This is a genomic window from Leptothoe kymatousa TAU-MAC 1615 (assembly GCF_018739865.1).
In the GTDB taxonomy this organism is placed as follows: Bacteria; Cyanobacteriota; Cyanobacteriia; order Phormidesmidales; family Phormidesmidaceae; genus Leptothoe; species Leptothoe kymatousa.
The window spans coordinates 559,534-585,182 of the sequence record NZ_JADOER010000004.1; the positions used below are offsets into that span (position 1 = coordinate 559,534).

The 25,649-nt window shown below is 51.3% G+C and carries 22 protein-coding genes; 9 read left to right on the forward strand and 13 right to left on the reverse strand.

What is annotated here, in order from left to right:
- Positions 1 to 451 precede the first annotated feature (451 nt).
- The 7 genes from IXB28_RS04820 to tmk form a co-directional block, all read right to left on the reverse strand.
- Entirely contained in the window at positions 452 to 928 is a 477-nt protein-coding gene (locus IXB28_RS04820) for a T3SS (YopN, CesT) and YbjN peptide-binding chaperone 1 (RefSeq protein ID WP_215617403.1), read from the reverse strand.
- Positions 929 to 938: 10 nt separating this feature from the next.
- The gene (locus IXB28_RS04825; RefSeq protein ID WP_215617404.1) at positions 939 to 1,727 is read right to left on the reverse strand and encodes an ATP-binding cassette domain-containing protein; all 789 of its coding nucleotides are present in this window, start codon (positions 1,725 to 1,727) and stop codon (positions 939 to 941) included.
- A gap of 85 nt (positions 1,728 to 1,812) precedes the next feature.
- Positions 1,813 to 2,982: an ABC transporter permease DevC gene (gene devC, locus IXB28_RS04830; protein WP_215617405.1), complete on the reverse strand. Its 1,170-nt coding sequence runs from the start codon at positions 2,980 to 2,982 to the stop codon at positions 1,813 to 1,815.
- Positions 2,983 to 2,990: 8 nt separating this feature from the next.
- Complete coding sequence (gene devC / locus IXB28_RS04835; protein WP_215617406.1) at positions 2,991 to 4,136, reverse strand: ABC transporter permease DevC; 1,146 nt, start codon at positions 4,134 to 4,136, stop codon at positions 2,991 to 2,993.
- A gap of 2 nt (positions 4,137 to 4,138) precedes the next feature.
- Complete coding sequence (locus IXB28_RS04840) at positions 4,139 to 5,323, reverse strand: efflux RND transporter periplasmic adaptor subunit (RefSeq protein WP_215617407.1); 1,185 nt, start codon at positions 5,321 to 5,323, stop codon at positions 4,139 to 4,141.
- A gap of 191 nt (positions 5,324 to 5,514) precedes the next feature.
- Positions 5,515 to 6,486, reverse strand: coding sequence for a DNA polymerase III subunit delta' (locus IXB28_RS04845; protein WP_246559610.1), 972 nt, complete (start codon positions 6,484 to 6,486; stop codon positions 5,515 to 5,517).
- Position 6,487: 1 nt separating this feature from the next.
- Positions 6,488 to 7,150 (reverse strand): dTMP kinase, encoded by a 663-nt coding sequence (gene tmk / locus IXB28_RS04850; RefSeq protein WP_215617409.1) that lies wholly within the window; start codon positions 7,148 to 7,150, stop codon positions 6,488 to 6,490.
- Positions 7,151 to 7,539: 389 nt separating this feature from the next.
- Here tmk and IXB28_RS04855 point away from each other — a divergent pair, with 389 nt between their 5' ends.
- Positions 7,540 to 7,878, forward strand: a complete 339-nt coding sequence (locus tag IXB28_RS04855; RefSeq protein ID WP_215617410.1) for a hypothetical protein — start codon at positions 7,540 to 7,542, stop codon at positions 7,876 to 7,878.
- 121 nt (positions 7,879 to 7,999) lie between these two features.
- Here the strand turns inward: IXB28_RS04855 and IXB28_RS04860 are convergent, their stop codons facing one another.
- Complete coding sequence (locus tag IXB28_RS04860; protein ID WP_215617411.1) at positions 8,000 to 8,425, reverse strand: FHA domain-containing protein; 426 nt, start codon at positions 8,423 to 8,425, stop codon at positions 8,000 to 8,002.
- A gap of 385 nt (positions 8,426 to 8,810) precedes the next feature.
- Positions 8,811 to 9,818, reverse strand: coding sequence for a phosphoribulokinase (locus IXB28_RS04865; protein ID WP_215617412.1), 1,008 nt, complete (start codon positions 9,816 to 9,818; stop codon positions 8,811 to 8,813).
- 474 nt (positions 9,819 to 10,292) lie between these two features.
- Here IXB28_RS04865 and IXB28_RS04870 point away from each other — a divergent pair, with 474 nt between their 5' ends.
- From IXB28_RS04870 to ftsH, 4 genes are all read left to right on the forward strand, one after another.
- Positions 10,293 to 10,874, forward strand: a complete 582-nt coding sequence (locus IXB28_RS04870; protein WP_215617413.1) for a photosystem I assembly protein Ycf4 — start codon at positions 10,293 to 10,295, stop codon at positions 10,872 to 10,874.
- 106 nt (positions 10,875 to 10,980) lie between these two features.
- Entirely contained in the window at positions 10,981 to 11,742 is a 762-nt protein-coding gene (locus IXB28_RS04875) for a peptidylprolyl isomerase (RefSeq protein WP_215617414.1), read from the forward strand.
- An 88-nt stretch (positions 11,743 to 11,830) separates the two neighbouring features.
- Positions 11,831 to 12,949 (forward strand): beta-ketoacyl-ACP synthase, encoded by a 1,119-nt coding sequence (locus tag IXB28_RS04880; protein WP_215617415.1) that lies wholly within the window; start codon positions 11,831 to 11,833, stop codon positions 12,947 to 12,949.
- A gap of 129 nt (positions 12,950 to 13,078) precedes the next feature.
- On the forward strand, positions 13,079 to 14,971 hold the full coding sequence (ftsH, locus tag IXB28_RS04885) for an ATP-dependent zinc metalloprotease FtsH (RefSeq protein WP_215617416.1): 1,893 nt from the start codon (positions 13,079 to 13,081) through the stop codon (positions 14,969 to 14,971).
- Between the two features lie 351 nt (positions 14,972 to 15,322).
- Here ftsH and IXB28_RS04890 read toward each other — a convergent pair whose 3' ends face one another.
- A complete protein-coding gene (locus tag IXB28_RS04890; RefSeq protein ID WP_215617417.1) occupies positions 15,323 to 15,613 on the reverse strand; it encodes a hypothetical protein in 291 nt (96 codons plus the stop codon).
- 373 nt (positions 15,614 to 15,986) lie between these two features.
- On the reverse strand, positions 15,987 to 16,673 hold the full coding sequence (locus tag IXB28_RS04895) for a M23 family metallopeptidase (protein WP_246559611.1): 687 nt from the start codon (positions 16,671 to 16,673) through the stop codon (positions 15,987 to 15,989).
- 288 nt (positions 16,674 to 16,961) lie between these two features.
- Here IXB28_RS04895 and IXB28_RS04900 point away from each other — a divergent pair, with 288 nt between their 5' ends.
- The 3 genes from IXB28_RS04900 to mnmH all read left to right on the forward strand — a co-directional run bounded on the left by IXB28_RS04900 (position 16,962) and on the right by mnmH (position 20,870).
- Entirely contained in the window at positions 16,962 to 17,369 is a 408-nt protein-coding gene (locus IXB28_RS04900) for a tetratricopeptide repeat protein (protein WP_215617418.1), read from the forward strand.
- A gap of 183 nt (positions 17,370 to 17,552) precedes the next feature.
- Positions 17,553 to 19,799, forward strand: coding sequence for a selenide, water dikinase SelD (selD, locus tag IXB28_RS04905; RefSeq protein WP_215617419.1), 2,247 nt, complete (start codon positions 17,553 to 17,555; stop codon positions 19,797 to 19,799).
- A gap of 36 nt (positions 19,800 to 19,835) precedes the next feature.
- Complete coding sequence (mnmH, locus tag IXB28_RS04910; protein ID WP_215617420.1) at positions 19,836 to 20,870, forward strand: tRNA 2-selenouridine(34) synthase MnmH; 1,035 nt, start codon at positions 19,836 to 19,838, stop codon at positions 20,868 to 20,870.
- Positions 20,871 to 21,244: 374 nt separating this feature from the next.
- Here mnmH and IXB28_RS04915 read toward each other — a convergent pair whose 3' ends face one another.
- Positions 21,245 to 22,879, reverse strand: a complete 1,635-nt coding sequence (locus IXB28_RS04915; protein ID WP_215617421.1) for a B12-binding domain-containing radical SAM protein — start codon at positions 22,877 to 22,879, stop codon at positions 21,245 to 21,247.
- A gap of 216 nt (positions 22,880 to 23,095) precedes the next feature.
- On the opposite strand from IXB28_RS04915, the gene IXB28_RS04920 reads away from it, so the two are divergent.
- Positions 23,096 to 24,124, forward strand: a complete 1,029-nt coding sequence (locus IXB28_RS04920) for a tetratricopeptide repeat protein (RefSeq protein WP_215617422.1) — start codon at positions 23,096 to 23,098, stop codon at positions 24,122 to 24,124.
- Positions 24,125 to 24,267: 143 nt separating this feature from the next.
- Here IXB28_RS04920 and IXB28_RS04925 read toward each other — a convergent pair whose 3' ends face one another.
- Positions 24,268 to 25,284: a type I glyceraldehyde-3-phosphate dehydrogenase gene (locus tag IXB28_RS04925; RefSeq protein ID WP_215617423.1), complete on the reverse strand. Its 1,017-nt coding sequence runs from the start codon at positions 25,282 to 25,284 to the stop codon at positions 24,268 to 24,270.
- Positions 25,285 to 25,649 lie beyond the last annotated feature (365 nt).

Genomic DNA, 25,649 nt, shown 5'->3' on the forward strand with positions numbered 1-25,649 from the left:
TAAAGAGAAGAAGATTGGCTAAGCTCAGATTTGGATTGTTAGGTTATGGGACGTCTGAACTTATCGATCAGGGGAGATGACCTCTCAACGGATGCTTAAGGGTGAAATCAATGGGTTAAGAATGCTCCGATCCCCTGGCTTATTAATGTCAGCCTAACGCGGCTAGAACCCTCTAATGTCAAGGGGGTTGAAAAAGTTCACCAGGTTAAGAAGGGTAAGGGGGGATTAAGTTTTGATTTTTGAATGTTGAGTTTTAATGGGATGCGAATTGCTGCGAAATAAGATAGAAATAGGTCTTGAAAAGCACTATTTCCAGTTGTTATTAACGCCAATAAGGTTGCCAAACAGCATAATAAAGCCACTGATCAAAATGATGATGGCCAAAACTACAAAGATGCCATCATATGCTGCTAGGTCTTCCATGGTATAAATAATTTTCTACTTCTATAGTTTAAGAGGTCGGGGTCGCGTTAGGGCCGCGTTGGCCTCCAAATTTATCAATAATCATGGTGCTATAGCGCGTTGCGATCGCTCCCACCGACAATAGGCACACTTCCAGCTCTGTGGGGTCCATGTGTTGGCCACCTAAAATTCGATTGGCAAAAAATACGGTGCCCGCTTCATCGGTTTGGAACGAGCCAAATCGCATTTTACGATTTTCGTCTAGCAAAAAACGCAGCAGCTCTAGTTCAGGCCCACAGCCGGTGGCCACACAGCTACTGGCCCGCACAATGGCCATGGCTTGGTCGGGGTAGGGGTGGGTTTCCCAGGGCAGGATATATAGTTCGATCGGGGTGGTGCCTTGGTAGCTTAGAGCAAAGTAGGGCCGCTGCTCGCTAGCCTCCATGGTGTCCTTAAATTGGCTGTTGTTGAGGTAATCTTTTACCCGTTCATAGGTCAGTTCCTGGGCGGCGTTTATGAACTGCATGGGCTGTCCTCTACATGATAAACATATCGGCACTCACATCCGTGGGGTCGCCTTGTTTGCTTTGGATAAAGGCATTGGGGCTACTGTCCGACTCCAGCCGCCCGTCCACCAGGTTAATAATGCGGTCGGCCACATCTAAGATGCGGTTGTCGTGGGTGACCATGAGCACGGTGCAGCCTTCTTCTCGCGAGAGGGCGTGGAGATAGTTCACCACATCTCGACCCGACTTTTTGTCGAGGGCCGCTGTGGGTTCATCGGCCAGGATCAGCTTGGGGTGGTTCACCAGGGCGCGGGCAATGGCCACCCGTTGCTTTTGCCCACCGGACAGCGATTGGGGTTTGTAGTCTACGCGGTCGGCTAGCCCGAGGGCACTGAGCATGGCACCGGCCTGATCCCGCTTAGATGAAAAATTACCGGTGAGTTCCACGGCCATTTCTACGTTTTGGCTGGCGGTTAATGACTCGAATAGATTGTGGGCCTGGAAGATAAAGCCAATGTTGCGGCGCACCCCCACCAGGGCGCGATCGCTCAGACCCACCAGCTCTTTCCCTAGGACCCTCAAGCTGCCGTCTTTTAGGCTGCGGAGGGCTCCGGCCAGGGTGAGCAGGGTGGTTTTGCCAGAACCCGATGGCCCGGTCAAAATCACAATTTGGCCCTTGGGCAGCTCCAGGGAAATGTCGAACAGTACCTGTTTGCTGAGGTCCCCGGCACCAAAGAAATAGTTTAGGTGCTGGATGTGTACCGCCAGGTCTTCCCTGGCTGGGGCAAATTGTTGTGAGGTTTGTTGCGGCTTAAACATGGGTTTACCCTAGCTCGGTACCTGTGTATAACTGCTCGATAGCTATTGCTAAGTTGATAGTTTTGAAGATGGCCTATTTACCCTGCTAAAAAACATCGGCGGGGTCGGTGGTTTGGACTTTGCGCACTGCGATCGCGCCCGACACCAAGCACATGACAAAGGTGGCCAGCAGCAGGTTAATCACGCGGGCCGCCGTCATCTGAAAAAATAGCCCCGTGGCGTTGCCTGCGGCCTGGTACAGCAGCTGACTGACCAATACCCCCGGAATAAACCCCAGCACCGACAAAATTACCGCCTCCTGCATCACCACCCCCAGCAAATAAATATTTTTGTAGCCCATGGCCTTTAGGGTGGCATATTCCGCCCAGTGATCGGCCACATCCGTATAGAGAATCTGGTACACCAAAATGATGCCAACAAAAAAACCCATGCTGGTGAGTAACGAGAACACAAATCCAATGTTGGTATTCTCCTGCCAGTATTTGCGCTCACGGATAACAAACCCGTTTTCGCCATCGCGGGCCAACACCAACACATCGTTAGGAAGATTCTCCTGCAGGGTTTTGACAATGCGTTCCACATTGGCCCCTGGTTCGAGCTTCAGCACGCCCACATCCACGGTGGCAAAGCTACGCTCCACTTCTTCTGGTCCGCGGTCGGCAAAGTAGCGCAAAAAGTTTTGATCGCTCATCAACAGGTTGCCGTTGCCCGACGCGAAATCAGTGCCCATGGTAAAGGTGCCCACCAGTCGAATGTGGCGATCGGCCAGTTCTGTTATCACCCCCGCTTCTATGGGGCCCACTTCGGCTCGAGATTGGGTATCCATCAGGGCCGTTTCCGGTAGCCTCAGCGCCTGACGGTGGGTGTCTAGTTCTGGAATGTTCAGCACCGGTTCATCGGGGTTGATGGCAATCACGCGCACTACGCGAGATTTGCGCGTGTCTGGATTTTTCCAATTTACCTCGCTGATGTAGACCGCATAGGCATTTTGTACCCCGTCAAAGGCGCGGGCCTGGTATAGCCTGCGCCGAGCAAAGGCCCGCGGCACAAACATGTTGGTGCGCAACCGGTTGACAATAATCACTTCGCCGTTAAATCTGTTGAGCAGCTGCAGCTGACTGTCGTATAGGGCATTCATAAACCCGTTGAACATAAACATCAGTAGGACGGCAAAGCCCACCCCGGCCAGGGATGTGGCAAAGCGACGACGGTCGTGGATAAGATTGAGCCAGGCGAGGGGGATGCGTTTAGCCATAGTCCCTCCTAAAAAATCTCGGCTGGGTCAGCCGTAATTGCTTTGCGTACGGAAATAAGACCCGACAAACAACACATCAAGAGGGTGAGTCCCAACACAAAAATGACCCGGCCTCCGTTCATGGCGACGGGCAAGGTGCCAGCGGTGGCCTTGGCGGTGAGGTGATATAGGCCTAGGGCCGCCGCTAACCCTGGCAAGTAGCCCAGCACAGCTAACAAAATGGCTTCTTGTAAAACAATTTTGAACAGATACCGAGAGCGGTAGCCCATGGCCTTCATGGTGGCGTACTCTGGCAGATGATCGCGAATGTCGGTGAACAGAATTTGATAAACAATGACGGCTCCGACAACAAAGGAGACGACAACTCCCATGCTGAAAATAAAGCCGATGGAGGTGGCCTCTAGCCAGTAGGTGGCATCGTGGTCAATCATGCCGGGTTTGGTATACACTGCCACATCCGCTGGCAATAGGCTGTCCATTGTTTCTGCCACTTTTTCTGGGGAGACTGCGGCATTGACCTGAATCAGCCCCATGTTGATGAGATTCAGGGGGCGAGGTTTGAGGTAGCGTACAAAGTTTTGGTCGCTCATGATCAGGGTGCCGTCGGCGGCAAAGCCGCCCCCCAGGGTATAGGTGCCGCCAATGGTGGCCTGACGCCGGTCGGCTTCGGTGGTGGTGCCGATGTCCTGGGGGCCAAACTCTGGGCGGGAGAGCCGGTCAAAGAAAACGGTGTTGGGGCGACTGAGGATGCGCCGGGCCTCGTCTCCCTGGAGTTCGGGCATGAGAAAAACGGGATCGTTGGGATTAACGCCGTAGGAGAAAATGGCGCGACTCACCCCTGTTTCTGGATTGCGCCACAGTAAATACTCGCTGTAAAGCGGCATGATGCGCTCTACACCATCGATGCCGGCTACCTGGTAAATGCGCTCCCGTGGAAATGCGGTGGAGGTACTAATTTCTAGGGTTTCGGTGGAAATTATAAAAAGATCTGCATTGAACTGTTCGTAAAAGTTGGTGGCGGTGGAGATCAAGGCTCCCATAAAGCCGAGGTTCATGAAAATGAGAATGACGGCAAAGGCCACCCCTGAGATCGCAACCAATAATCGGGTGCGCTCGTGCAATAAGTTGGACCAAGCCACCGATACCCTAGCCATGGTTAGCTTGCTCCGGCTCCAGACTTAATATCGATCAGCACATCCACCTGGAGATTGGTCAGTGTGGCCACCGCGTCATCTTGATCTACGGCAATGCGCACTTCCACAATGCGGGCATCGGCATTGGCCGCTGGGTCATCATCTAGCACGTCATTTTTGAAAATTTGCAGGCCAATGGATTCTACGGTGCCGCTCAGTTCTCCTTCAAAGGCCCCGTTGCGACTGGTAATGGTTGCTGTTTGTCCTGTTTTTACTAACCCCACATCGGTTTCATAGACTTCGGCCACTACGTACATTTCTTCGGTATTGCCCATGGACAGTAAGCGGTTGTCGTTGACCGCTTCTCCGGGACGCACATAGATATCTAAAATTTGGCCCGTCGAAGGAGCCTTAATAACGGCTCGATTGAGGCGGGCATCGGCCAGGGCTAAATTTTGTTGGGCGGTATCCACCCCAGCGGTCACCGCAGAAAGTTCTAGATCGGCTTCTGCCATGGAAACTTGGGCCGCGGCATTATCTAAGGCGGTTGCCCTGGCTAATTCCAACTGGATTTTGGTGGCATTAGCATTGGCCACTTGGTTTATGAGTTCGTCGACTTCTGTCTGTTGCCGATCAAATTCTTGCTGGGTGACAGCGCCCTGGCCCAAAAGATCGGCAAAGCGATCGCGGTCGGTTTGCGCGAGTTCTAATCGCGCTTCTAAACTTTTGATTTCTGCAGTTTGGGCGGCAATGGCTTGCAGCTGGGGCTGATCAATCTGTCCGGCTTGGGTATTGGCCTCGGCGATCCGGGCGGCGCCTAAGCTGCGCTCAGCCCCTAGCTTGCGTTGGGCTTCTATGACCTGGCTGGCGGCATAATCGCGCTCGGCTTTGCGGACCTCGTACATGTCTAGCTCGGCGAGCACCTGGCCCGTTTCCACCTGGCTGCCCTCTTGCACCAGCATTCTGGCTAAAATGCCAGATTCTGCAGCGGCAATATCAATCACTTCATCCTTGGGCTCAATGCGCCCTAGGGCGGCCACATCCACCCGAGCCGGTGGTGGTTTTGCGGCTTCTTCTAGGGCCGCTTGCCTAGACCGTTGCGCCGATCGCAGGGCTAACAATGATGCACCGCCCACCAATAAAAGTAGTGCGATTGCGATCCATACACTAGTTTTTTTGAGGGGACTTTGAGCAGACTGGGTCACCATGGGGGGCGTTTGTTCCTCTGCTGTTGAGATGGGTAAAAATACACAAGCTGATGTAGCTAGTGTAGATCTTCTACCAAAAAATATGGGCTAGTGATCGGTGATTCGGTGCATGATTATGGGCCTTGGTCCCCCATGATTATGGACCTTAGTCCCCCATGATTATGGGCATTGGTGCCCCATGGTCATGGGCCTTAGTCCCCCATTAAATTCATTAGGGTCACTTCCCACACCAGCCTGGGCTGTACGTATCGAAGCAGTTGTTTCCTTGCTAGCTCTAGTTGCTCCATGCCCTGGACTTGGCCCCGTTGCCAACGGTTTTGCTGTAAATATTCCAGCAGCCATAGCTGAGATTCGGGTTCTAGGGTTTGGGCAATTTGACGTCCTAGTTCTAGGGCCTGACGCAATGTTTGGAGAGGCTGGCTAGCTTGTTGGAGCAATTCTGGGGGAATGGTTTGTAGCTGTTGCCAACTTGCGATCGCACCGCCGGGACTGCCCTGGGCTAACCCTAGGATCTCGGTCGATTCTAAAATATCTGCTTGGCCCACTTGGGTCAGCACCTGGGCTAATTCCGCCGGGTTTAAGCGACGAAATGGAATGGTCTGGCAGCGAGAAATAAGGGTGGGTAATAGGGTTTGCTGATCCGGTGCCATCAAAATTAAGCTAGCTTGGCCCGGTTCTTCTAGGGTTTTTAGCAACCCGTTGGCCGCCGCTTCTGCAATCAGTTCCGCCGCGTCAATGATAACCACTGATCTAGAGGCTTCTAGGGGGGGACGGCTCAAGAAACGAGCGATGTCCCGAATTTGCTCCAGGCGTATTTGAGGACGACCGCGCCGTTTGATGCCTGCCGCCTGGGCTTCGGCAACGCTAAGTAATTTACCTTGGTGGAGGTAGGTGGGTTCGACCCACAGCAGATCAGGATGGTTGCGCGATTCGACGCGGTGGCGCACATTGTCCACGGAGCTATGGCTGTCGCTCAGCAAGGTCGTCGCAAATGCGGTGGCCACTAGGCTACGGCCTATGCCGGCGGGGCCTACAAATAAATATCCTGGGGCAATTCGCTGTCTAAGGATGGCCTGGATCAGTAAATCAATCGCTTGGGATTGGCCGACGATATGGGCGAAATTTGCCAGTAGGGATGATTTATCGGGCAGGGTTGGGGACATGCTAGAGGGCATACCATGCTTGTAAATGCTGACGAATAATAGCCTGAACCTGTTCAGCCACGGCCGCTGGGTTCAGGCTACCATCTACCGTTACGAATTGCGGCGACTGGGCTTGGGCGGCAAACCCCTGGTGTACCCGGCGGTGAAAGTCAATCCCGGCCTGCTCAATCCGGTCGGTTTCCCCTCGTTTGGTCATGCGCCCTAGACCTTTATCCACCTCTAGTTTGAGCCACAGGGTAAGGTCACTCGTCAGCCCACCGGTGGCAATGGTATTGAGCTGGTGAATTAGGTCTAGGTTGAGTTGGCGGCCATAGCCCTGGTAGGCAACCGTGGAGGCGGTGTAGCGATCGCAAAGTACCAAATACCCTGCTTGTAGGGCCGGCACCAGCACCTGTTCCACATGCTGCGCCCGGTCAGCCGCATATAGCAATAGTTCCGAGGTGCTCGTAATCTCCTCATCTGGGCTGGCTGGCTGCAGCAATACCCGCCTAATCTCTTGGCCAATATGGGTGCCACCTGGCTGCCGCGTGACCATGACACCCGTCGGTTGATTTGGCCATTGCCCTGCGGCTAAAACCTCCTCTAACCATCGATGTACCAACTGAATCTGGGTGGTTTTTCCACTGCCCTCAATGCCTTCAAAGACAATCAGCTTACCGTGCATTATTGTGCCAATCTAGAATTTTGTCGTTGCCATTCGGGGCCTGCACCAAACAATATCTCAAATGCGTCCAACAATAAGACACTTAGCTCCTTTGGACGCGCTATTATGTGCTAGTTCCTTGCCTGCAGGTTACTAGGACACGCTAGTCTCTTGAAAAAGGTATTATGGTCACACGCAACAGTTAACATGCTTCCTTAGACTTAACCTATAGTTATTCTGAAAAGTTTACTGTTCCCCGAGAAGGGTAAAGCTGGATGCAGATTTTTTCTGGTTTGACTGACATACTAAAATCCAGAAAAATCCAAGAGCTTCGCCATATTTCGAAGTATAGGCTTTAGCCTTGATCACACTGTAGATTCTAAACCTGTGTAGTCGCTCTAGAGTTTTCTATGGCCCGATACACCAATCTTTTTGTAAGCGTCATTCCTGCTCGAAACCTCCGTGAATCCCTACCCGATGTGCTGCAATCCTGCGGATTGCACATGGTATATCAGGACGGAGACTATATGATGGCCAAAGAACGGCCTGGTATGGTTTCCTACAGTCAGCTAGCGACTGTGGAAGTTCTAATTGGTTCAGCTGATATAGATCAGCCTGTTGCCCAGCAGGATCCGACGGCAACGGTTAATCTAGTCGTCAAAAATGAAGAACTACCCTTAAAAACAAATAATCACTGCCATAAGATTTTCCAACTTGTCAATCAAGCTATTGAACGTAAGGCGAGCTAGCCTAGGTCGCCAAGACATGGCCTTCAAATCAAAAAACACGATGGGAAACAGTATCCCCATCGTGTTTTGATTTTTGTCGGCTATTTTTGATTGTCAGCTTTTTGGGAAAAATATCCAAAAATCAACCATCTTCCTCTTCATCAATCATGTTGGGACTAATCAACGTGATGTCAAATTCGTCCGGCGGCACCGTTGAAGTGGTATCTCGTTTCAACTGATAGTAGATCGCTCGGGCTTGGGGGCCAAAGACAATTTCGTCTTCATTTTTTAGATCGTGGGCCTGTAGCTTACGCCCATTGATTAGCATTCCATTGGCACTAGGTTTGCCTTTGAGATTGCCATCAACTATACGATAGTAGTAGGTTTCGTCGTCCCTAGGTAATTGAACTAGAGTTGCGTGATGCCTAGAAACAAACTGTGAGGCTAATCTAATATCACACTTTGCATCGCGACCAACAGAATAGACAGAGCTATCCAGGACAATTTCCCGTCGACCTTGACTATCTTCGACGATAAGAATGCTGCTGAGATGGGAACCTGAAGCCATACTAATCGTTAAATGATAAATTCTGGAGAAAAATTAGGCTGTTAAAAAGTTCATTACGTCAATATTCTGTCAGTATTTGGTGCCCTCAGGATTCTCCTTAACTATTTCGTTTGATGCAACACCTAATATCACCAATTACTGTTTGCGCTTTAGATCAAAAACTGCACCAAGTCAGCTATACCATATGCATTTTGGGCAGTATCTATGGAAGACACAGCTGACAATATAGCATTCCCGCCCCAATACTAAAACCTTAGGATGGATGACTTTGACGTATAGATCAACTCCAGGGGGTAAAAAATATATGACTTTAACGATCAAGGTCCTGTTTGGCAACGTTGCCAAACAGGACCTTTAAGAATGCGATATTTAGTGGAGATGCGCTTTACACGACAGCAGCAGAACCAGCCGCTTTAGTACTTGTCAATCGCTCGTACGTTGCTCGCATTTTGAGGCCCACTAATACCTGGAATAAACCTGTTCCATTGTTGGAACCAGGATACTCGCGGTGCTTGAGTAATAGTTCAGTCATTTCCCCATAACTGCGGGTATCAATGTTACTGAGATGCTCTTCAACATAGATGAGCTCTTCGAGCTTTTCGAACTGGCCATCGATCTCCAAAATGGAGACTTCGTTGCCCATATAGCTGTCTGGACCATAGGCCATCCGAATTCCAGGGTAGGAACATGTGAGCTTACGACCGCAGGGAACCCAGTTAATGGTGGATCCTTCGTCGAACAGGTAGGCAGGAGAAAGTCCTTCCACACCTTCTTTTTGAATCATCTGCACTCGCAGAATCTTACGCTCTTCATCATCCTTGATAAGATTGGTGGGCAGCACCTGAAGGACAATGTCTGCATATTGCTTCTGGACATCAATGTAAGCTTCAAAATCAGGCTTACGGGCTTGAATTGATGCCAACACATCTTCGTAAGTGTGGCCCCGCTCTGCCATATCTCGCTGGATTTTCCAGGCGATTTTAACTTCGTCGCTGATGTCGAGATACACACTAAAGTCGAGCAAGTCGCGTACACGCTGGTCATAGAGTGGGTGCAACCCTTCAATTACAACAACGTGATTGGGCTCGATGCGCTCGGGGGGGTCGATGTATCCGGTTTCGTGGTTATAAATAGGCTTATCAATGGCCACGCCTGATTTCAGGGTTTTGATTTGCTCGTACATCAAATCAAAGTTGTTAGCCTTGGGATTCAGAGCCGTCACCCCTACTTCTTTGCGCTGCTTACGATCCAGACTGTGATAGTCATCTAGGCAGATGACTGTCATAAATTCTTCGCCAAAAAGATCGCTGAGACGCTTCAGGAACGTGGATTTTCCACACCCTGAGTCACCAGCAACACCAATTAAAACCACGCGTTTGGGCTGACTGGTCATGGAGTCCTCTTATCAAAATAGTTAACAAAATTATGTGAAACCAATCAACGAGCCTGTAAACCCTTGGCTCTGTTAGGTATCAGCAGTGGGTTTTGAACGTTGCAAAAGTTAAGAATGATCGTATCAGAATCTGTAACCTTTTAAAAGGCTGGTCACGGGCTGTTTTGACCACCGCTGAAGCGTTGAACTTTCAGGCGGTGGTGAATGTGTTCCCTGGCAATTCTTGATAGTCTAATAAGGGCACCAGCTCAGTTCAAATAATTGCAATATGACTGTCTGCGGACAGATCCAATTGTTAATGAATGACATTGATGGGATGATTTTGAGCCCTTAGCACACAGCTGTTGGCTAGACGCTCAAGCCTCTGATTAAAAACTGGTCCAATTTAACAACATCTGCTTTATATTGATGTCTTGGCAGTTGTGTTCGAGATGCCTTTTGTCAAGCTCGTTTCATCTTTTTCTTTAAATCAACATGGCTGTTTCTAAAGCAACTGTTTCTGGTGTGACTGATAACGATACGCTCCTACGGCGAGAAATTTTGGGCTCGCGGCGTTTAAGTAATTATTGGTGGGCCTCAGTGACGTCGATCGGTGGGGCAGGCTTTCTGTTGGCGGGTTTATCTAGCTACACCGGTGTTAATTTGCTGCCGTTTGCGGATCCCACCCAGTTGATTTTTATTCCCCAGGGCATAGTCATGTGTTTCTATGGCACTGCTGCTCTACTGCTATCTATATACCTTTGGTTCCTCTGTGCCTGGAATGTTGGTGGTGGTTACAACTCCTTTGATAAAACGGCTAAAGAGGTGCAAATTTTTCGCTGGGGTTTTCCGGGGAAGAATCGAACGATTGATTTTAAGTATCCATTGGATTCTGTTACGGCCATTCGGGTGGATATTCGTGAAGGGCTAAATCCGAAGCGGGCAATTTATCTTCGGGTCAAGGGTAAAGGTGATATTCCGTTAACTCGTGTGGGGCAGCCCATGTCTCTGGCTGTGGTAGAAAACCAGGGGGCTGAACTGGCTAAATTTTTGCAGGTACCCCTAGAAGGTCTCTAATCACTCAAACCCCGGTGTGCTTTTTGCTGGACCTTACTGTTGAAAAGGTGGGTGCCCTGTGACAAGATATGGTGCCTTGCATGCCTTGACTAAGGAAGGATTGATCATGATTTTGGGTTTCCGCATGAGATGGGCCATTGGCCTGGTGATGGCGTTGTTTATGGTGGGTTGCACTGCTGGAGTGACTAAGCCGTCTGCTTCTGATGGTGCTGTGGCAGAGTCTCAGGAGAGTGCCACGGAAGTAGTGGCGCCCCCGTCGTCATCTGCTCCTGAGGGATTTGCTCAACTTGAGGGGACTGCCACGGTTGAATTGGTCGTGAATGGTGAGCGCATTGTGGTTGAGGTTGATGGTAGTCAGGCTCCCCTTACTGCTGGAAACTTCGTTGATTTAGTGCAGCGCGGTGTTTACGATGGCACGGTATTTCATCGGGTAGTGCGTGAACCCCAGCCCTTTGTGGTGCAAGGGGGAGATCCCCAGAGTACGGATCCTGCGGTGCCGGTGCAGCGTTTGGGAACCGGTGGATTTGTTGACCCTGATACGCAGCAGAAGCGTGTGATTCCTTTGGAGATTACGCCTGCGGGGGCAGACCAGCCAATTTATAGTCAAACATTTGAAATGGCCGGTCAAACGGCTAAGCCTGCTTTGCAACATACCCATGGTGCATTGGCAATGGCGCGTTCCCAGTTTCCTGATTCGGCGTCATCTCAGTTTTACTTTGCCCTGGCCGATCTTCCTTTTCTAGATGGTAGCTATGCTGTGTTTGGCTATGTGACCGAGGGGCTAGATGTGGTTGATGCGATTCAGCAGGGGGATGTTTTAGAGTCTGCGGTGGTGGTTGAAGGGCTGGATAATTTAGCCACTGAGTAAATTTCACTGGGTAAATTTTGGGGTGAAATTTTTATTGATCTTGCGGTTGGGGTGCTAGGGTTTCTCCGGGGTATGGAGATATCCGCTGATGGTTGATGTGGTAGCTACCGGTGTTGGTCTCTGGACGGCATTGGGGGCAACGGTGCAGGCGACATGGTCGGCGTTGCTGGCTGGGAAAAGTGCGATCGCACTGCGTCAGCCTTATGGGTCTTTGCCCGCTATGCCCTTGGCGATGACGGATAAGCACCCTGCAGATCCAGACGCTTTGGTTTCAGCAGTGGTTAGGGCCGCCCTACGGGATGCTGGCTACAGCGCACCGCTGCCAGATTGTGGTGTGGTTGTAGGCTCTAGCCGTAGTTATTTGAATCGATGGGAGGCCATGGCTCGTGGCGAACTGGCCATGGCCCACTGGCTGACGGCGCTCCCCTGTGCCCTATCCCACCAAGTGGCACAGGTGGTGGGCAGCGAAGGGCCGGTGTTAGCGCCCATGGCGGCCTGTGCCACAGGCATGTGGGCCTTATTCCATGGTTGCTTGCTGTTGCAAAGCGGTCAGTGTAGTCGGGTGGTGGTGGCGGCTGTGGATGCCACCATGACGCCCTTAACCTTGGCCGGATTTCGTCGCATGGGGGCCATGGCTAAGGACGGGTGTTATCCGTTTGATTGCGATCGCAGCGGTTTAGTCCTAGGGGAGGGCGCCGCTGCCATTGTTTTAGAAACCCAAGACTCGATCAAGGCCCCCACCTACGGTCGCATCCTCGGGTTTGGTCTGAGTAACGACGCTTATCACATCAGTTCGTCTCGGGCGAGTGGGGCCTTGGCCGTAGCCCAGCAATGCTTGCAGCGGAGTGGTCTCAACCCCGATGCCATCGACTATGTCCATGCCCATGGCACCGGCACCCGCCTCAATGACGCCAACGAAGCTTACATGATTCAAACCCTAATGCCCCAGGCGGCGGTCAGTTCTACCAAAGGTGCCACCGGCCATACCCTGGGGGCAGCGGGCCTAATCGGCGCGGTGTTGAGTCTGTTGAGCCTTCACCATCAACGTTTGCCGCCCTGTGTGGGGCTGAAAAATCCTGAGTTTGCCCTCAATTTTGTGCAGAATGATGGGATATATCCCGTTGCTGTGAACCATGTGCTGTGTAGCAGTTTCGGATTTGGTGGGCAAAATGCCCTGGTTGCGATCGCCCGTGATCGTAACTTTTGAGCATATTGCCAATGCCCAAAAAGCCCTGGCCCTCTCACCTGATTCTTAAAAGAGAGCGCTAAACTGGGGATGATTCAACTTAGTCCCTCCTCCAAATCTGCCCTAAGGTTTACTTTTTCTTCTATTTGTATGAATAACCCCGCCCGCTCCCTCTCCCTAAATGCTACCCGTAGGTTTGCGACTGCCTGGTTCTTGCTGCAAAGTCTGATTGCGGCTCCGCTGGTGGGTATGCAACCTGTCCACGCCCAAGAAGCCGAAGAGCCCAAAATTACCTATGGTCAGCTCCTAGACAAACTAGATCAGGGCGAAGTAGAGCGGGTAGAACTCGATAACTTGCGGGGGGTGGCCAATGTGCGCATTAAGGGCGATGAAGAAGATGCCCCCCTACAGCAGGTGACCCTGTTTGCGAACGATGTGTACAATCAACGGCTACTTCAAAAGTTGCGCAGCAGCGATGTAGAGTACGAAGTTTTGGAGCGCTCGGATAATAGCGCCCTCACCGGTCTGGCCGTCAATGCCTTGTTGGCGCTCATTGTCGTCTTTGCCCTGTTGATGATTCTGCGTCGTTCCGCGAATTCTGCCAACGGTGCCATGAATTTTGGGCGTTCCCGCGCCCGCTTTCAAATGGAAGCCAAAACGGGGGTAATGTTTGATGATGTGGCCGGTATCGAAGAAGCCAAGGAAGAACTCCAAGAAGTGGTGATATTTCTCAAAAATCCTGAGAAATTTACGGCCATTGGTGCCCGAATCCCTAAAGGGGTGCTTCTCGTTGGCCAGCCTGGTACCGGTAAAACCCTATTGGCTAAGGCCATTGCCGGGGAAGCTGGCGTGCCATTCTTTAGCATTTCGGGGTCCGAATTTGTCGAGATGTTCGTAGGTGTCGGTGCTTCTCGGGTGCGGGACCTCTTTAAGAAGGCCAAAGAAAATTCCCCTTGTATCGTGTTTATCGATGAAATTGATGCCGTGGGTCGTCAGCGGGGCGCCGGCATCGGTGGCGGCAACGATGAGCGGGAGCAAACCCTCAACCAGCTACTGACAGAGATGGATGGCTTTGAAGGCAATAGCGGCATTATCGTCATTGCCGCCACCAACCGTCCCGATGTCCTAGATGCGGCCCTGCTGCGTCCCGGTAGATTCGATCGTCAAATTACCGTAGACCTGCCTAGCTACAATGGCCGCCTAGGCATTTTGGAAGTACACGCCCGCGACAAAAAAATCGCAGATGATGTCAATCTGGACGCCATTGCCCGTCGTACACCAGGTTTTTCTGGGGCCCAGCTCGCTAACCTGTTGAATGAGGCCGCGATTTTGACGGCTCGACGTCGGAAAGATTCGGTGACCATGGAGGAGATCGACGATGCCATTGATCGACTCACCATTGGCTTAACCCTCACACCGCTCTTAGATAGTAAAAAGAAACGCCTAATTGCCTATCACGAAGTGGGCCACGCCTTGGTGAGTACCATGCTCACCCATTCAGATCCATTGGCAAAGGTGACTATTATTCCCCGGTCCGGTGGGGTGGGCGGTTTTGCTAGCTATTTACCTAAGGAAGATCGGGTAGATGACGGCTTGATTTCCTATGCTGAGCTTATTGATCGAATCACCATGGCCCTAGGCGGACGGGCTGCGGAAGAAATTGTCTTTGGGTCCGATGAAGTTACCCAGGGGGCCGCTAATGATATTCAGCAGGTGACCAACATTGCTCGCCAGATGATCACGCGCTTTGGCATGTCAGAACTAGGGTCCTTTGCCATGGAGGCCCCTAGTAGTGCTGTCTTTCTTGGCCGTAGCGATTTGATGCAGCGTTCTGAATATTCTGAGGAGATGGCGGCCAAGATCGATCAGCGGGTGCGTGATATTGCCATGACGGCCTATGAAAAAGCCCGATCTATGTTGAAGAACAATCGTTCCTTGTTGGATCGATTAGTGGATCGACTAGTGGAAAAAGAGACGATTGATGGCAATGAGTTCCGCGACATCGTTAGTGAATATGTCACCCTGCCTGCTACTAGCCAATAGACCGAATTGCCTGGTGTAGGTAGACCCTATTCGCGGTATCCGGTTCAAAAAATCTATAAACTTTTAGGGGCATCCATAAAGAGATGCCCCTAAAAGTTTGAGCGTTGGTAACCCGAAATTTCTTGTAATGCCTGTTTCTGGCACTAGCCAGCCCTGGAATCAGCAGTGGAAAACCCTAAAGCACAAACAACCATGTTCCCTATTAAGTCCTAGGGAACATGGTTACTTCTATATATCCACTAGCATCTACTAGTTGGTATTCGACCGCTCTCTGGCACGGTTGCCTCCTGTTCTTATGGCAAGCGCTCAACAGCCTGTTTTGCCCTTGCCACTCAGCAGTAGTTCAACCAATTACTCTAGGGGTTCACCATCTAATAGTTCAATTCGGCCAGAGGAACGGAGGCATTCTAAGCGCCAACGTTGGCCGGATACTCGACCAGGGAGAAACCCTAAAATGGTTAAATGATTTTCTCCGCGATCTGTTTTCACTTTTACTAGCAAGTCGTGTTTGCTTTGGCTAACGATCAGTGCCTCTATTTCGAACTCGCCTTCACGGTTCCAAGGAAGTTCATACTGGGATTCTGGTTCTTCTGAACGAAGAACAGCACGAGTATTTTCAGCTTCAGACATTGGAGCAGTCATAGGTAGTGGGAGGAGGTTATCGAACAGGGGGTAGCGAACCCAGCCATTCGGGATATAACTTTCCGCACATGGTTCCACCAGGGCTGGCCAAAGAGGCTGAGGTGGTAACGCTATATGCGGCACAATGTGCTGAATGCATTCAGCACATTGCCATATGGCTTTAGGTAGACCATAGCATTTTGACTGGTGGATAGATTGTGCTTCAGATCATAAAGCTCTGTATGTCTATCTCAAGGTCTAGGTGATGCGAAGGTGAATGTTTATCGTCGTGATAGATTCAGAAACTGAATCTGTTGGTTAAAAATACTGTGTTGGGCCATATTTCACCGATACAGCCCATCCTAAGGGGGCAGCAACCTTTATTGATAGGGTTTTATCTTGTTGCTTGTTGGTCGTCGTACATGGCGCGCAGGATCATGGCGGGATCTACCCAGCTGCTTTCAAATTTTAAGCCCCAATGTAGATGGGGGCCTGTGGTGCGGCCACTCATGCCCACTCTGCCGATGGGTTGACCGGTGTTGATGGTGGTCCCTTCACGGATTTGAATGTTGCCGTCGGGGTCTACCATGACCCGTCGACCGCCTTCTGAGGTAACGTACCCTTGCATGTGGCAATAGATATGCTGCCATTCTCCCGATTCAATGACGACCGATGTGCCGCAGGCGCTATCGTCTGAAATTTCGACTACGCGACCTTCCCACCAATTACGAATGTAGCTACCGAGCGGTGCGGCAATGTCGAGTCCGTAGTGAAACTGTTCACCACCGTAGGGGGATTGGCGATAGCCAAAGGGGGAGGTATAAGCCTGAAAATTTTCCACTGGGAATGAGGCGAAACTCCAGGGATTACTTGCTCTGGCAAGTTCAATGTCTGCTGCTTTGGCTGAGCGACGCTGGGCGGGGAGGATAATGCCCGTGAGGGTCCATAGGGATAACCCGCCGAGCAATAGGACTTTGAGATATACCCCTGAACGTCTTGGTTTAATCCATTGTTGGCATTGGCCCATTAGGGTGCGAGCAACACCTTTTAAGGATATGGATTTAACAGGACGCGATTTCATATATCCAGAAAACCTATAGTGGCTGGTTAATGATTGACTCTTAAATATTTCCCTAGGTTGCCTGGGTCATCAGGCGGGATATTAAAAGTCGAGGCTGCAAACCAACTCACTGGTTATTTAAAGCAAGGATGATTGCATTGCCCGATAATGTACATCAATTTCTTGGAATTGCATACATTATTAGTCTCTTAAGTTAGTAAAAATATTCTTTATTTTTATTAGTTAAGATAAAACCTTTGGGGGAATGGTTAAGCTTGGGCAATTGGGTTTTTCTTATCAAACGGGGCTATGGATCAGCAATTGCAAACGTCAGATCAGTGGTACGAGCAGGGCGTTACGTTTGATCGGCAGGGGCAGTTGCAAAACGCGATCGCATGTTATACCCAAGCCATTGATCTCCAGGCCGACTATTACGAAGCCTGGGTGCGTCGCGGCTTAACCCTAATGCTGTTAGAAGATTTTCGCCCGGCCATTGGTAACTTTAATCAAGCCGTTGCCCTAAAAATGGATTTAGATTTGGCTTGGTACCTCAAGGCCTATTGCCATGCCAAAATGCAGGCCGATGATTTTGCCCTATTGGCGCTACAAAAGGCGTTTGCCCTCAACCCCCAGCAATGGATCGAAATGGCGGGTAAGGAACCGGCCTTCGATCATCTCAGGCAGGACCCCCGCTTTCAGGAACTGGTGGTGAGTTAGTTCAATTCAGGCGGGACCCCGCTTTCAGAAACTAGGGGTGGTTAGTTCAATTCCGGTGGGGCCCCCGCTTTCAGAAACTCGTGGTGAGTTAGTTCAGTAAAAACTCACGTGAAATTAAATTTTTTCTGGTATCTATGGTGAGCGCGTTGGTCTTTACATAATTAGGCGGGCTTTCCAGAGGTGATGCAGGAGACAACTTCGATTCATACAGATTTATTTTTTGTCGGTGGTGGGCACACCCACGCCATTGTGCTGCGAAAAATTGGCATGGAAGGGTTGCCTCCAGGGGTGCGGCTAACCTTAATTACGAATTTAGTCGATACGCCCTATTCGGGCATGTTGCCCTGTCATATTTCGGGGCTGTATGACTTTGATCAATCCCACATTGATCTGCGGCCCCTGACGCGCTTTGCCAACTGCCGCTTGATTATGGATGAGGTGGTGAATATCGATCCACAGCAGCAGCGGATTCACTGTCGGCACCATCCCCCCATGGCCTACGATGCCCTGTCGATTGATATTGGCAGCACCCCCGGAACGGTTGCGGTGCCTGGGGCCAAGGAATATGGGATTCCGGCCAAACCGGTGCCCCGGCTATTGCGGGCCTGGCACGACTACCTGGAGACATTAGCTGGGGCTAGTGCCGCCACCATTGGCATTGTGGGCGGTGGGGTGGGCGGTGTGGAACTGGCGCTAAATATGCAGGTGCGTTTGCAACAGGTGGTGGGGCCAGGGGCCAATATTCATGTGTTCCATCGGGGGGGGCGCTTGGCCACAGGCCGCAGTCGTGCCACCCAGCGGCAGCTGGCGAAGATTTTTCGCGATCGCCACATTCACACCCACCTATCGGAATCTGTCTGTGGGCTGGCATCGAACGCGCCAGATGCGGTGCAGGTGCACTGTGAGTCGGGGCTTTCGGTAACGTGCGATCGCGTCTTTTGGGTGACTAATGCCAGTGCGGCCCCTTGGCTAAGCCATACCGGCCTATCCGTTGGCGAAGACGGCTTTTTGCAGGTGCAAGATACCCTGCAAACCCTGTCCCACCCCAATGTATTTGCCGTGGGAGATGTGGCCACCATGGTGAATCACCCCCGACCCAAGGCCGGGGTATTTGCCGTGCGCCAGGGGCCGCCCCTCTACGAAAACCTCTACCGCTACCTGGCGGGTGATCGGCTCAAGCCCTTTAAGCCCCAACGTCAGTTTCTCAACATTATTGATCTTGGCGATGGCAATGCCATTGCCTCCCGCGGCCGGTGGTCAGCCCAATCGGTGTGGTTTCGCCGTTGGAAACACTGGATTGACGGCAACTTTATGGCGCTGTTCCATCAGTTTCCGGCCATGGAGCAGCGCTCGAAGCCCATCGCCCCAGACAAACCAACGGCTCAATGTGCCGGCTGTGGGGCCAAGGTGGGGCAATCGGTGCTAAGTCAGGCCCTGGCCCGTGCCCGTAGCGACTTTCCCGAAATCCAACAGTGGGCCAATCCCGTCAAAATCGGCTTAAACAGCCCCGATGACGCGGCGGTGGTTGCAATTCCGGCAGGCAAGCTGGCGGTACAAACCGTCGATCAGTTCCCCGCTCTACTAGACGATCCCTATATATTTGCCCAGATCTGCGTGAATCATTGCCTCAGCGATTTGTTTGCCATGGGGGCCACCCCCCAAACGGTGCTGGCCTTGGCCACGTTGCCTTATGGCACAGATGCTGTGCAGGCAGAAACCCTCTATCAGCTGATGGCGGGGACCTACCAGGCCCTGTCGCCTTCCAAAACGTGGCTGGTGGGTGGGCACACCACCGAAGGCCCACAGCTATCCCTAGGGTTTGCCTGCAATGGTTGGATTGATCCCGATCAGATTCTCACTAAACAAAATCTGCGGCCTGGCCTCAGCTTGGTATTGACCAAGCCCCTGGGCACAGGGGTGTTATTTGCCGCAGATATGCAGCTGGCCGCCAAGGGCCGCTGGATCGACGCCGCTGTCACCAGTATGGTGCAGTCCAATCAACAGGCCATGGACTGTTTTCGTGCCCATGGAGTCGTGGCGTGCACTGATATTACGGGGTTCGGTCTATTGGGCCACCTCTATGAAATGCTGCCACGGTCAGCCAACTTGGCCGTGGAGCTAAGCATCGATGCGCTGCCGGTTTTGCCTGGGGCCCACAGGTGTTTGGCCGCCGGGTATCGCAGTTCGCTCCACGACCGTAACTGCCAGGTTGCTTGCCAGGTGAGCAACCCCCAACCCCAGCACCCCAACTACCCCCTCCTTTTTGATCCTCAAACCTCCGGTGGGTTGTTGGCGGCGATTCCGACTGGGCGGGTGCCCGATTGTTTAACCGCCCTAAACCAATCGGGCTATGTGCACAGTGCGGCCATTGGTGAGGTGGTGCCTGGAACCGGGCAAACGCCTTTTGCAATCCGGGGGTTGGCCTCGTAGGATGTATCTGGCTGCTACCTTATACTTTGTGACTCGGTGACCCAGCTTCTTTCCATTACTGATTTTTGGCAGGCCCCGGGGCCGATTTTGGATGTGCGTAGTCCCGGGGAATATGCCCAGGGCCATTTGCCCCATGCCGTGAGTTTTCCTCTATTTTCCGATGAAGAACGCGCCCAGGTGGGCACCTGTTATAAGCAACAGGGGAAAGAAACGGCGGTGGAACTGGGCCTGGAAATAGTGGGACCCAAAATGGCCGGTTTAGTCAAACAGGCCAAGACCCTAGCCCCTGAGCGGCAAGTGCGGGTGCATTGCTGGCGCGGCGGCATGCGCAGCGGCTCGGTGGGGTGGCTGTTGGAAACCAGCGGCTTGGATGTGGCCCTATTAACAGGGGGCTATAAGGCGTTTCGAGGCTGGGTCCGGTCCACGTTGGCGATGCCCCGACCCATGATTGTGGTGGGTGGCATGACGGGAACTGGGAAAACCGACATCCTCCATGCCCTCAGGGACCTGGGGGAACAGGTGCTGGATTTGGAAGGGTTGGCCAATCATCGGGGCAGTAGCTATGGCGCCTTGATGCAGCCGCCCCAGCCTAGCACCGAGCAGTTTGAAAATTTACTGGCAGAGCAGTGGTGTCAGTTTTCCCCGGACCGCCCAGTGTGGATTGAGGCGGAGAGCCGCCAGGTGGGGGCCTGCCGGGTGCCAGATGAGATTATGCAGCAAATGGAAGCGGCGAACACCCTAGAAATTCTGCGCTCTGAGCCAGAACGCTTGAAACTATTGGTGGAAATTTATGGTCAAGCGGACCCCGACGGTTTAATTGCGGCCACGGAACGTTTGCAACGACGTTTGGGGGGCCTGCGGACTCAGACTGCGGTAGAGCATATAAAACAAGGCGATCTAGCAGCAGCAGCTTCAGTAGTTTTATCGTATTATGATCGTACTTATCGACATGATTTGGTGCGTAGAGGTAAGGAAATTCCCACGGTGAATGTAGCTGAGATGTCAGCCATGGATGCTGCCCGGTGTTTACTATATCAAGTGAAAAATTGGGAATGGTATAGCAGTTGTTAACTGTAGGGAAATCATCAGCGGTGGCAGCTTTATCAATGCGTTTGCTGTGCTGTCAGCATCACCACGACTGGATTTAGGTCCCCAAGGATGAGAGTCCCGATGAGCTATTTGTACTATGCGGTTCCGGCTGGAATCACCTTTTTGATTGCTCTGGTTGCTTTTTTAAAGGACACTGGGGCGTCAAAGGCCAGTGTCTTCAATTGGCTATTTCTTGTTGTGGTTGGACTGCTGTGGCCCCTCACCCTACCGTTTATTGTGGGGAAAAGGCTGCTGTCACTGTTTCAGTCCGAAAAGATCGAGGCCTGAGCTGGGTGCGCTTAGTGGACAACCTGCAATCGGGGCGCATCAAAGATCGAGGCCTGAGTAGGGGTTGCTTAGTGGACAACCTGCAATCGGGGCGCATCCATATAAGTCTCGGCGGTTTCTAGATGCTTAACCAGCGTACTTTTGGGTAACGGTCCTTCTAGGTGATCCCAGGGTAGGGGTTGGTCTAGGGGCCAATCGTCATAGACATAGTAGTCCAACGGTGGCAGCTGCCCTTTGAGTTCTTTGAAGGCACGGCGGTAGCTGCCCAGGGAGTTGCCGTAGTGTCGAGTCAGTTCTAGGAGGTTGCTGATGCGGCGGTCTCCTCGGGAAATCAGGGTTTGAATCACCGACCAGTTGTAGCTTTCGGGGCGAAAGTCGATGCCTTGGGAGCGCAGATTTTTTTGTAAGAACTTGAGCCGCTTTTCAGCTTTTTTATTGACGCCGTACCACTGGAATGGGGTGTGGGCCTTGGGGACAAACGTGCTACATCCCAGGGTTAGCTTGATGCCTTTTGCCGCTTTTTTGAGTTGTTGCATCATGGTGGCGGTGGCTTCTAGATCCGTTTCGGTTTCGCCCGGTATGCCGGCCATGCCATAGAGTTTGACGTTGCTAAGGCCGCCGGTTTTGGCATTGATAACGGCGGTTTCAATATCGGCGGTCTCTAGTTTTTTATTGATGGTTTGCCGCACCCGTTCTGAGCCACTTTCGACGGCAATGGTAATGGATTTGGTGCCATGGTTCACCAGGGTTTTGGCTAGTTTTTCGTTGACCGTGTTGGTGCGGACGGAGGCAATGCTCAAACGCACATCGTTATAGGTGGGCTGGTTAATGTAATCCAGCAGTTCTTCAAAACCTGGGTGCTGGGTAACCGATGCGCCCAGGAGTCCCAACCGTTTGGTGACGGTTAAGCCGCGCTCAATGGCGGGAATTAGGGATTCATCTAAGCTAGCGGTGCGGAAGGGCAGTGTGAGGTAGCTGGCTAGGCAAAAACGACACATTTCGGGGCAGCTGCGCACCACTTCCACCATAAAGATGTTTTCCCAGGCCGCCTTTTCGGTGACCACCGTGGAGGCCAGCAGGACATTCCCCCGGTAGGTTTGTTTTTTGACTACCTGGGGCACACCGCTGGCGGGTTCCACCGCCTGAATCGGTCCTGTGGCATCACTATAAATGGGTTGGTAAAGGCTGGGGATGTAGATACCAGGGACCTGGGCCAGGGTTTTTAGCTGTTCTACTCGATTGGCAGTGCGAACGGTTTGGTAGGTGTCGATAAAGGTGGGAATTAGATCTTCCCCATCGCCCAGCAGAATAATGTCGAAAAAGTCGGCAAAGGGTTCGGGGTTGGCGGTGAGTACGGGGCCACCGCCAAAAATGAGGGGATGGTTTTCGGTGCGATCGCAGCTGCGGATGGGAATCTGCTGTTCTTCTAATAGATTCAGAATATTGATGTAGTCCAGCTCCCAAGACACCGAAAACCCCATCAGTTCTGGGTTGGCAGGTAAATCTTGGGACATATCTGTAAACAGTCGCCCCACAGCTAAATCACTGCGCTGCGCGAGCATTGCCCAGATTACCTGATAGCCCAAACTGGTAATGCCAATGGTGTACTCATTGGGGAAGGCAAAAATTACTGGAACAGCATTGGATGTGGAGACCGATGGCGTGAACAGCAGATGCTCGGCGGCAAAGACAGATGAAGTCAAAGTAAGCTTGGGCGGCGGGTATCTATTTAATCATAGAGATAAACCCCGACATCAGATTAGAGGCTTCTAACGATGGTAAGGGGGAATAACGATGGAAACGTATTGTTGACTAAGTGCTAATGCGGTTATTGGTCCATGAAAGGGCACATTAGTATGGAGACGTACGTAGGAGCTTTCTATTCCCATTGAGCTTGGCGTGTTTCCTGGAGATTTACAATGTATCATGATCCTTCTACAGCCTTTGCTCAGCAACCGTCGGACGCTGATAGTGATGACCCTTTTTCACTGGTCGATTCTGCGGCTGTTGCGGAAGAACGGTTCAAAGCAGGTGTGGCCTACCACCAGGAAGCCCAGTATAAGATGGCACTCATTTCCCTTCAGCGTGCCCTCGATATGCTTAGCTCGGTGGAGCCTGGTTTACTGAAAGGCAAAATTTATAATGCGATCGCCACCGTGCACTATAGCCAGCGTCGCTATTTATGGGCCTTAGAACCTGCCCGTAAAGCCCTAGCCATTGGCGAGTCCTTAGATAACAACTATCTCAGGCTCATATGCCTGGATCAAATTGGTAATAGCTATCGCCACTTAAACGATTTGGATAAAGCCTTAGCGGCCCTCCAGGAAAGCCGACAGATAGCTGAATCAATGGCCAATAGTAAAATTTTGAGCCGTAGTTTGAATAATCTTGGTTTAGCCTATAAAGCCAAAAGAGATTATGCCCAGGCAATTAACTGCTATGAACAAAGCCTTTTACTGGCGAAAGAGAACGGCAACATGCGTAAAGTCAGTCAAATCTTGCGCAATATCGGTAACCTGCACCATCGTATTGGTGACTATGCCAAAACAGTTGACTACTACAGTCAGCTTCTGGATGTAGAGTCTTCCCCCCTGGATACGTCCACCAAGATCAAAATTTTGCGAAATATCAGCAGTGCTTGCTACGCCCTAGGGCGCTATTCTATGGCGGTGCAATACCTAAAGCAACGCTTAAAGCTAGCCCAGAAAGTCAGCGATCTTAAAGTTCAAGAGCAAAGTTTAGATGACCTAAGTCTGAATTACGATGCCCTGGGTAAGACTGACCATGTGCTTCATTATCAAGAGCAGCGGCTACAGATCTGTTTAGAATTGCGCAATAGTCAACTACAGCAGCAGGCCTTAGATCGTCTTCGGGCTACCTGTCTATCGGTGGGCGATTTTGAGCGTATTCTCAAATATCAACATTTATTCAACGGTCGCACCGCTTAATAAGGTTAATCCTAGCGTCTAATTTAGAAACAATCTTTGCACCACTAATCGCGCTATAAAAAAGCCTGCCTGGGTATACCCAGACAGGCTTTTTCAAGTTCTAACGTGTTAGATCCGGTTTAGGACTGTACCTAAAGACGCTTCTATGCTTGCCACTTAGCAGCAACAAGTTCAGCTAGGTCAACAACACGTTGGCTGTAACCCCACTCGTTGTCATACCAAGCAACAACCTTAACCATGTCGCCATCCATAACCAAAGTCAGGCTGGAATCAACAATGGAGGAGTCGTCGGTCTTACGGTAGTCGATGGAAACCAGAGGCTCATCTGTGTAGCCCAGAACTCCCTTCATGTGGCCTTCTGTTGCAGCCTTAATTGCGGCATTCACCTCTTCGGTGATGGTCTTCTTCTCGACCTGCACAACAAGGTCAACCACAGAAACGTTAGGTGTGGGTACGCGCATGGCAATACCGTTCAACTTGCCCTTCATCTCAGGAATGACCAAGGATACAGCCTTAGCAGCACCTGTGGATGTAGGAACAATGTTGATGGCAGCAGCACGGGCACGACGTAGGTCGCGGTGGCTAGCGTCCAAAATGCGCTGGTCGCCTGTGTAGCTGTGGGTGGTGGTCATTGTTCCTTTGATGATGCCAAAGGAGTCATTGATAACCTTCACTACAGGCGCCAAGCAGTTAGTTGTACAGCTGGCGTTACTGATGATGGGGTTTTTGCCGTGCTCATACTGATCGGAATTAACGCCAATCACATAAGTATCAACATTGCCGCCCTTGCCAGGTGCCGTAATTAGCACCTGCTTCGCACCTGCTTCCAGGTGACGACGTGCGCCTTCTTCACTAACAAAAACACCGGTGGACTCAATTACAAGATCGATATCCCAAGCACCCCAGGGAAGATTGTTGGGGTTCCGGTCAGAACAACATTTGATTGTTTTATCGCCTACAGTGATGGTGTCATCGGTGAAGGTGACTTTCTCATCAAGACGACCCAGCAAAGAGTCGTACTTAAGTAAATGACAAGCTGTTTTAGGATCCGAAGTATTGTTGATGGCAACAAGATCGAATCCAGAATTTTCTCTGGTTAACCAACAGCGTAGGAAATTGCGCCCAATGCGTCCAAAACCGTTGATAGCTACTCTAATCACTGCGCTTACCCTCTGTCGTACAACTGCGTCTAATTAACGTTTTTATTCGCAAAACCAATGATATCTCATCGTCTGAAGCACTCGGGGTCAGATGCATCACAGTCGGTGCTGCAATGAAATGAACCCTGGACTAGAAAATGGATTATGGTTTGATGGTGTAATTAAGTATAATTGCTCACGGTATTGGGTTACAAGTTAGTCTCTGCAATTCCTATAAAGTTATGGCAAAGGCAACAAAAATAGTTGCCCTGTGTTTCGCTTGGGGACGGGGTTTGGGCTTAATGCCCCAATGTTAGAGATGTTTGAAATCAACGAATTTTGATTATCAGCTGAGCCTAATGGCTGATGATGCGGACAGGTTTGTA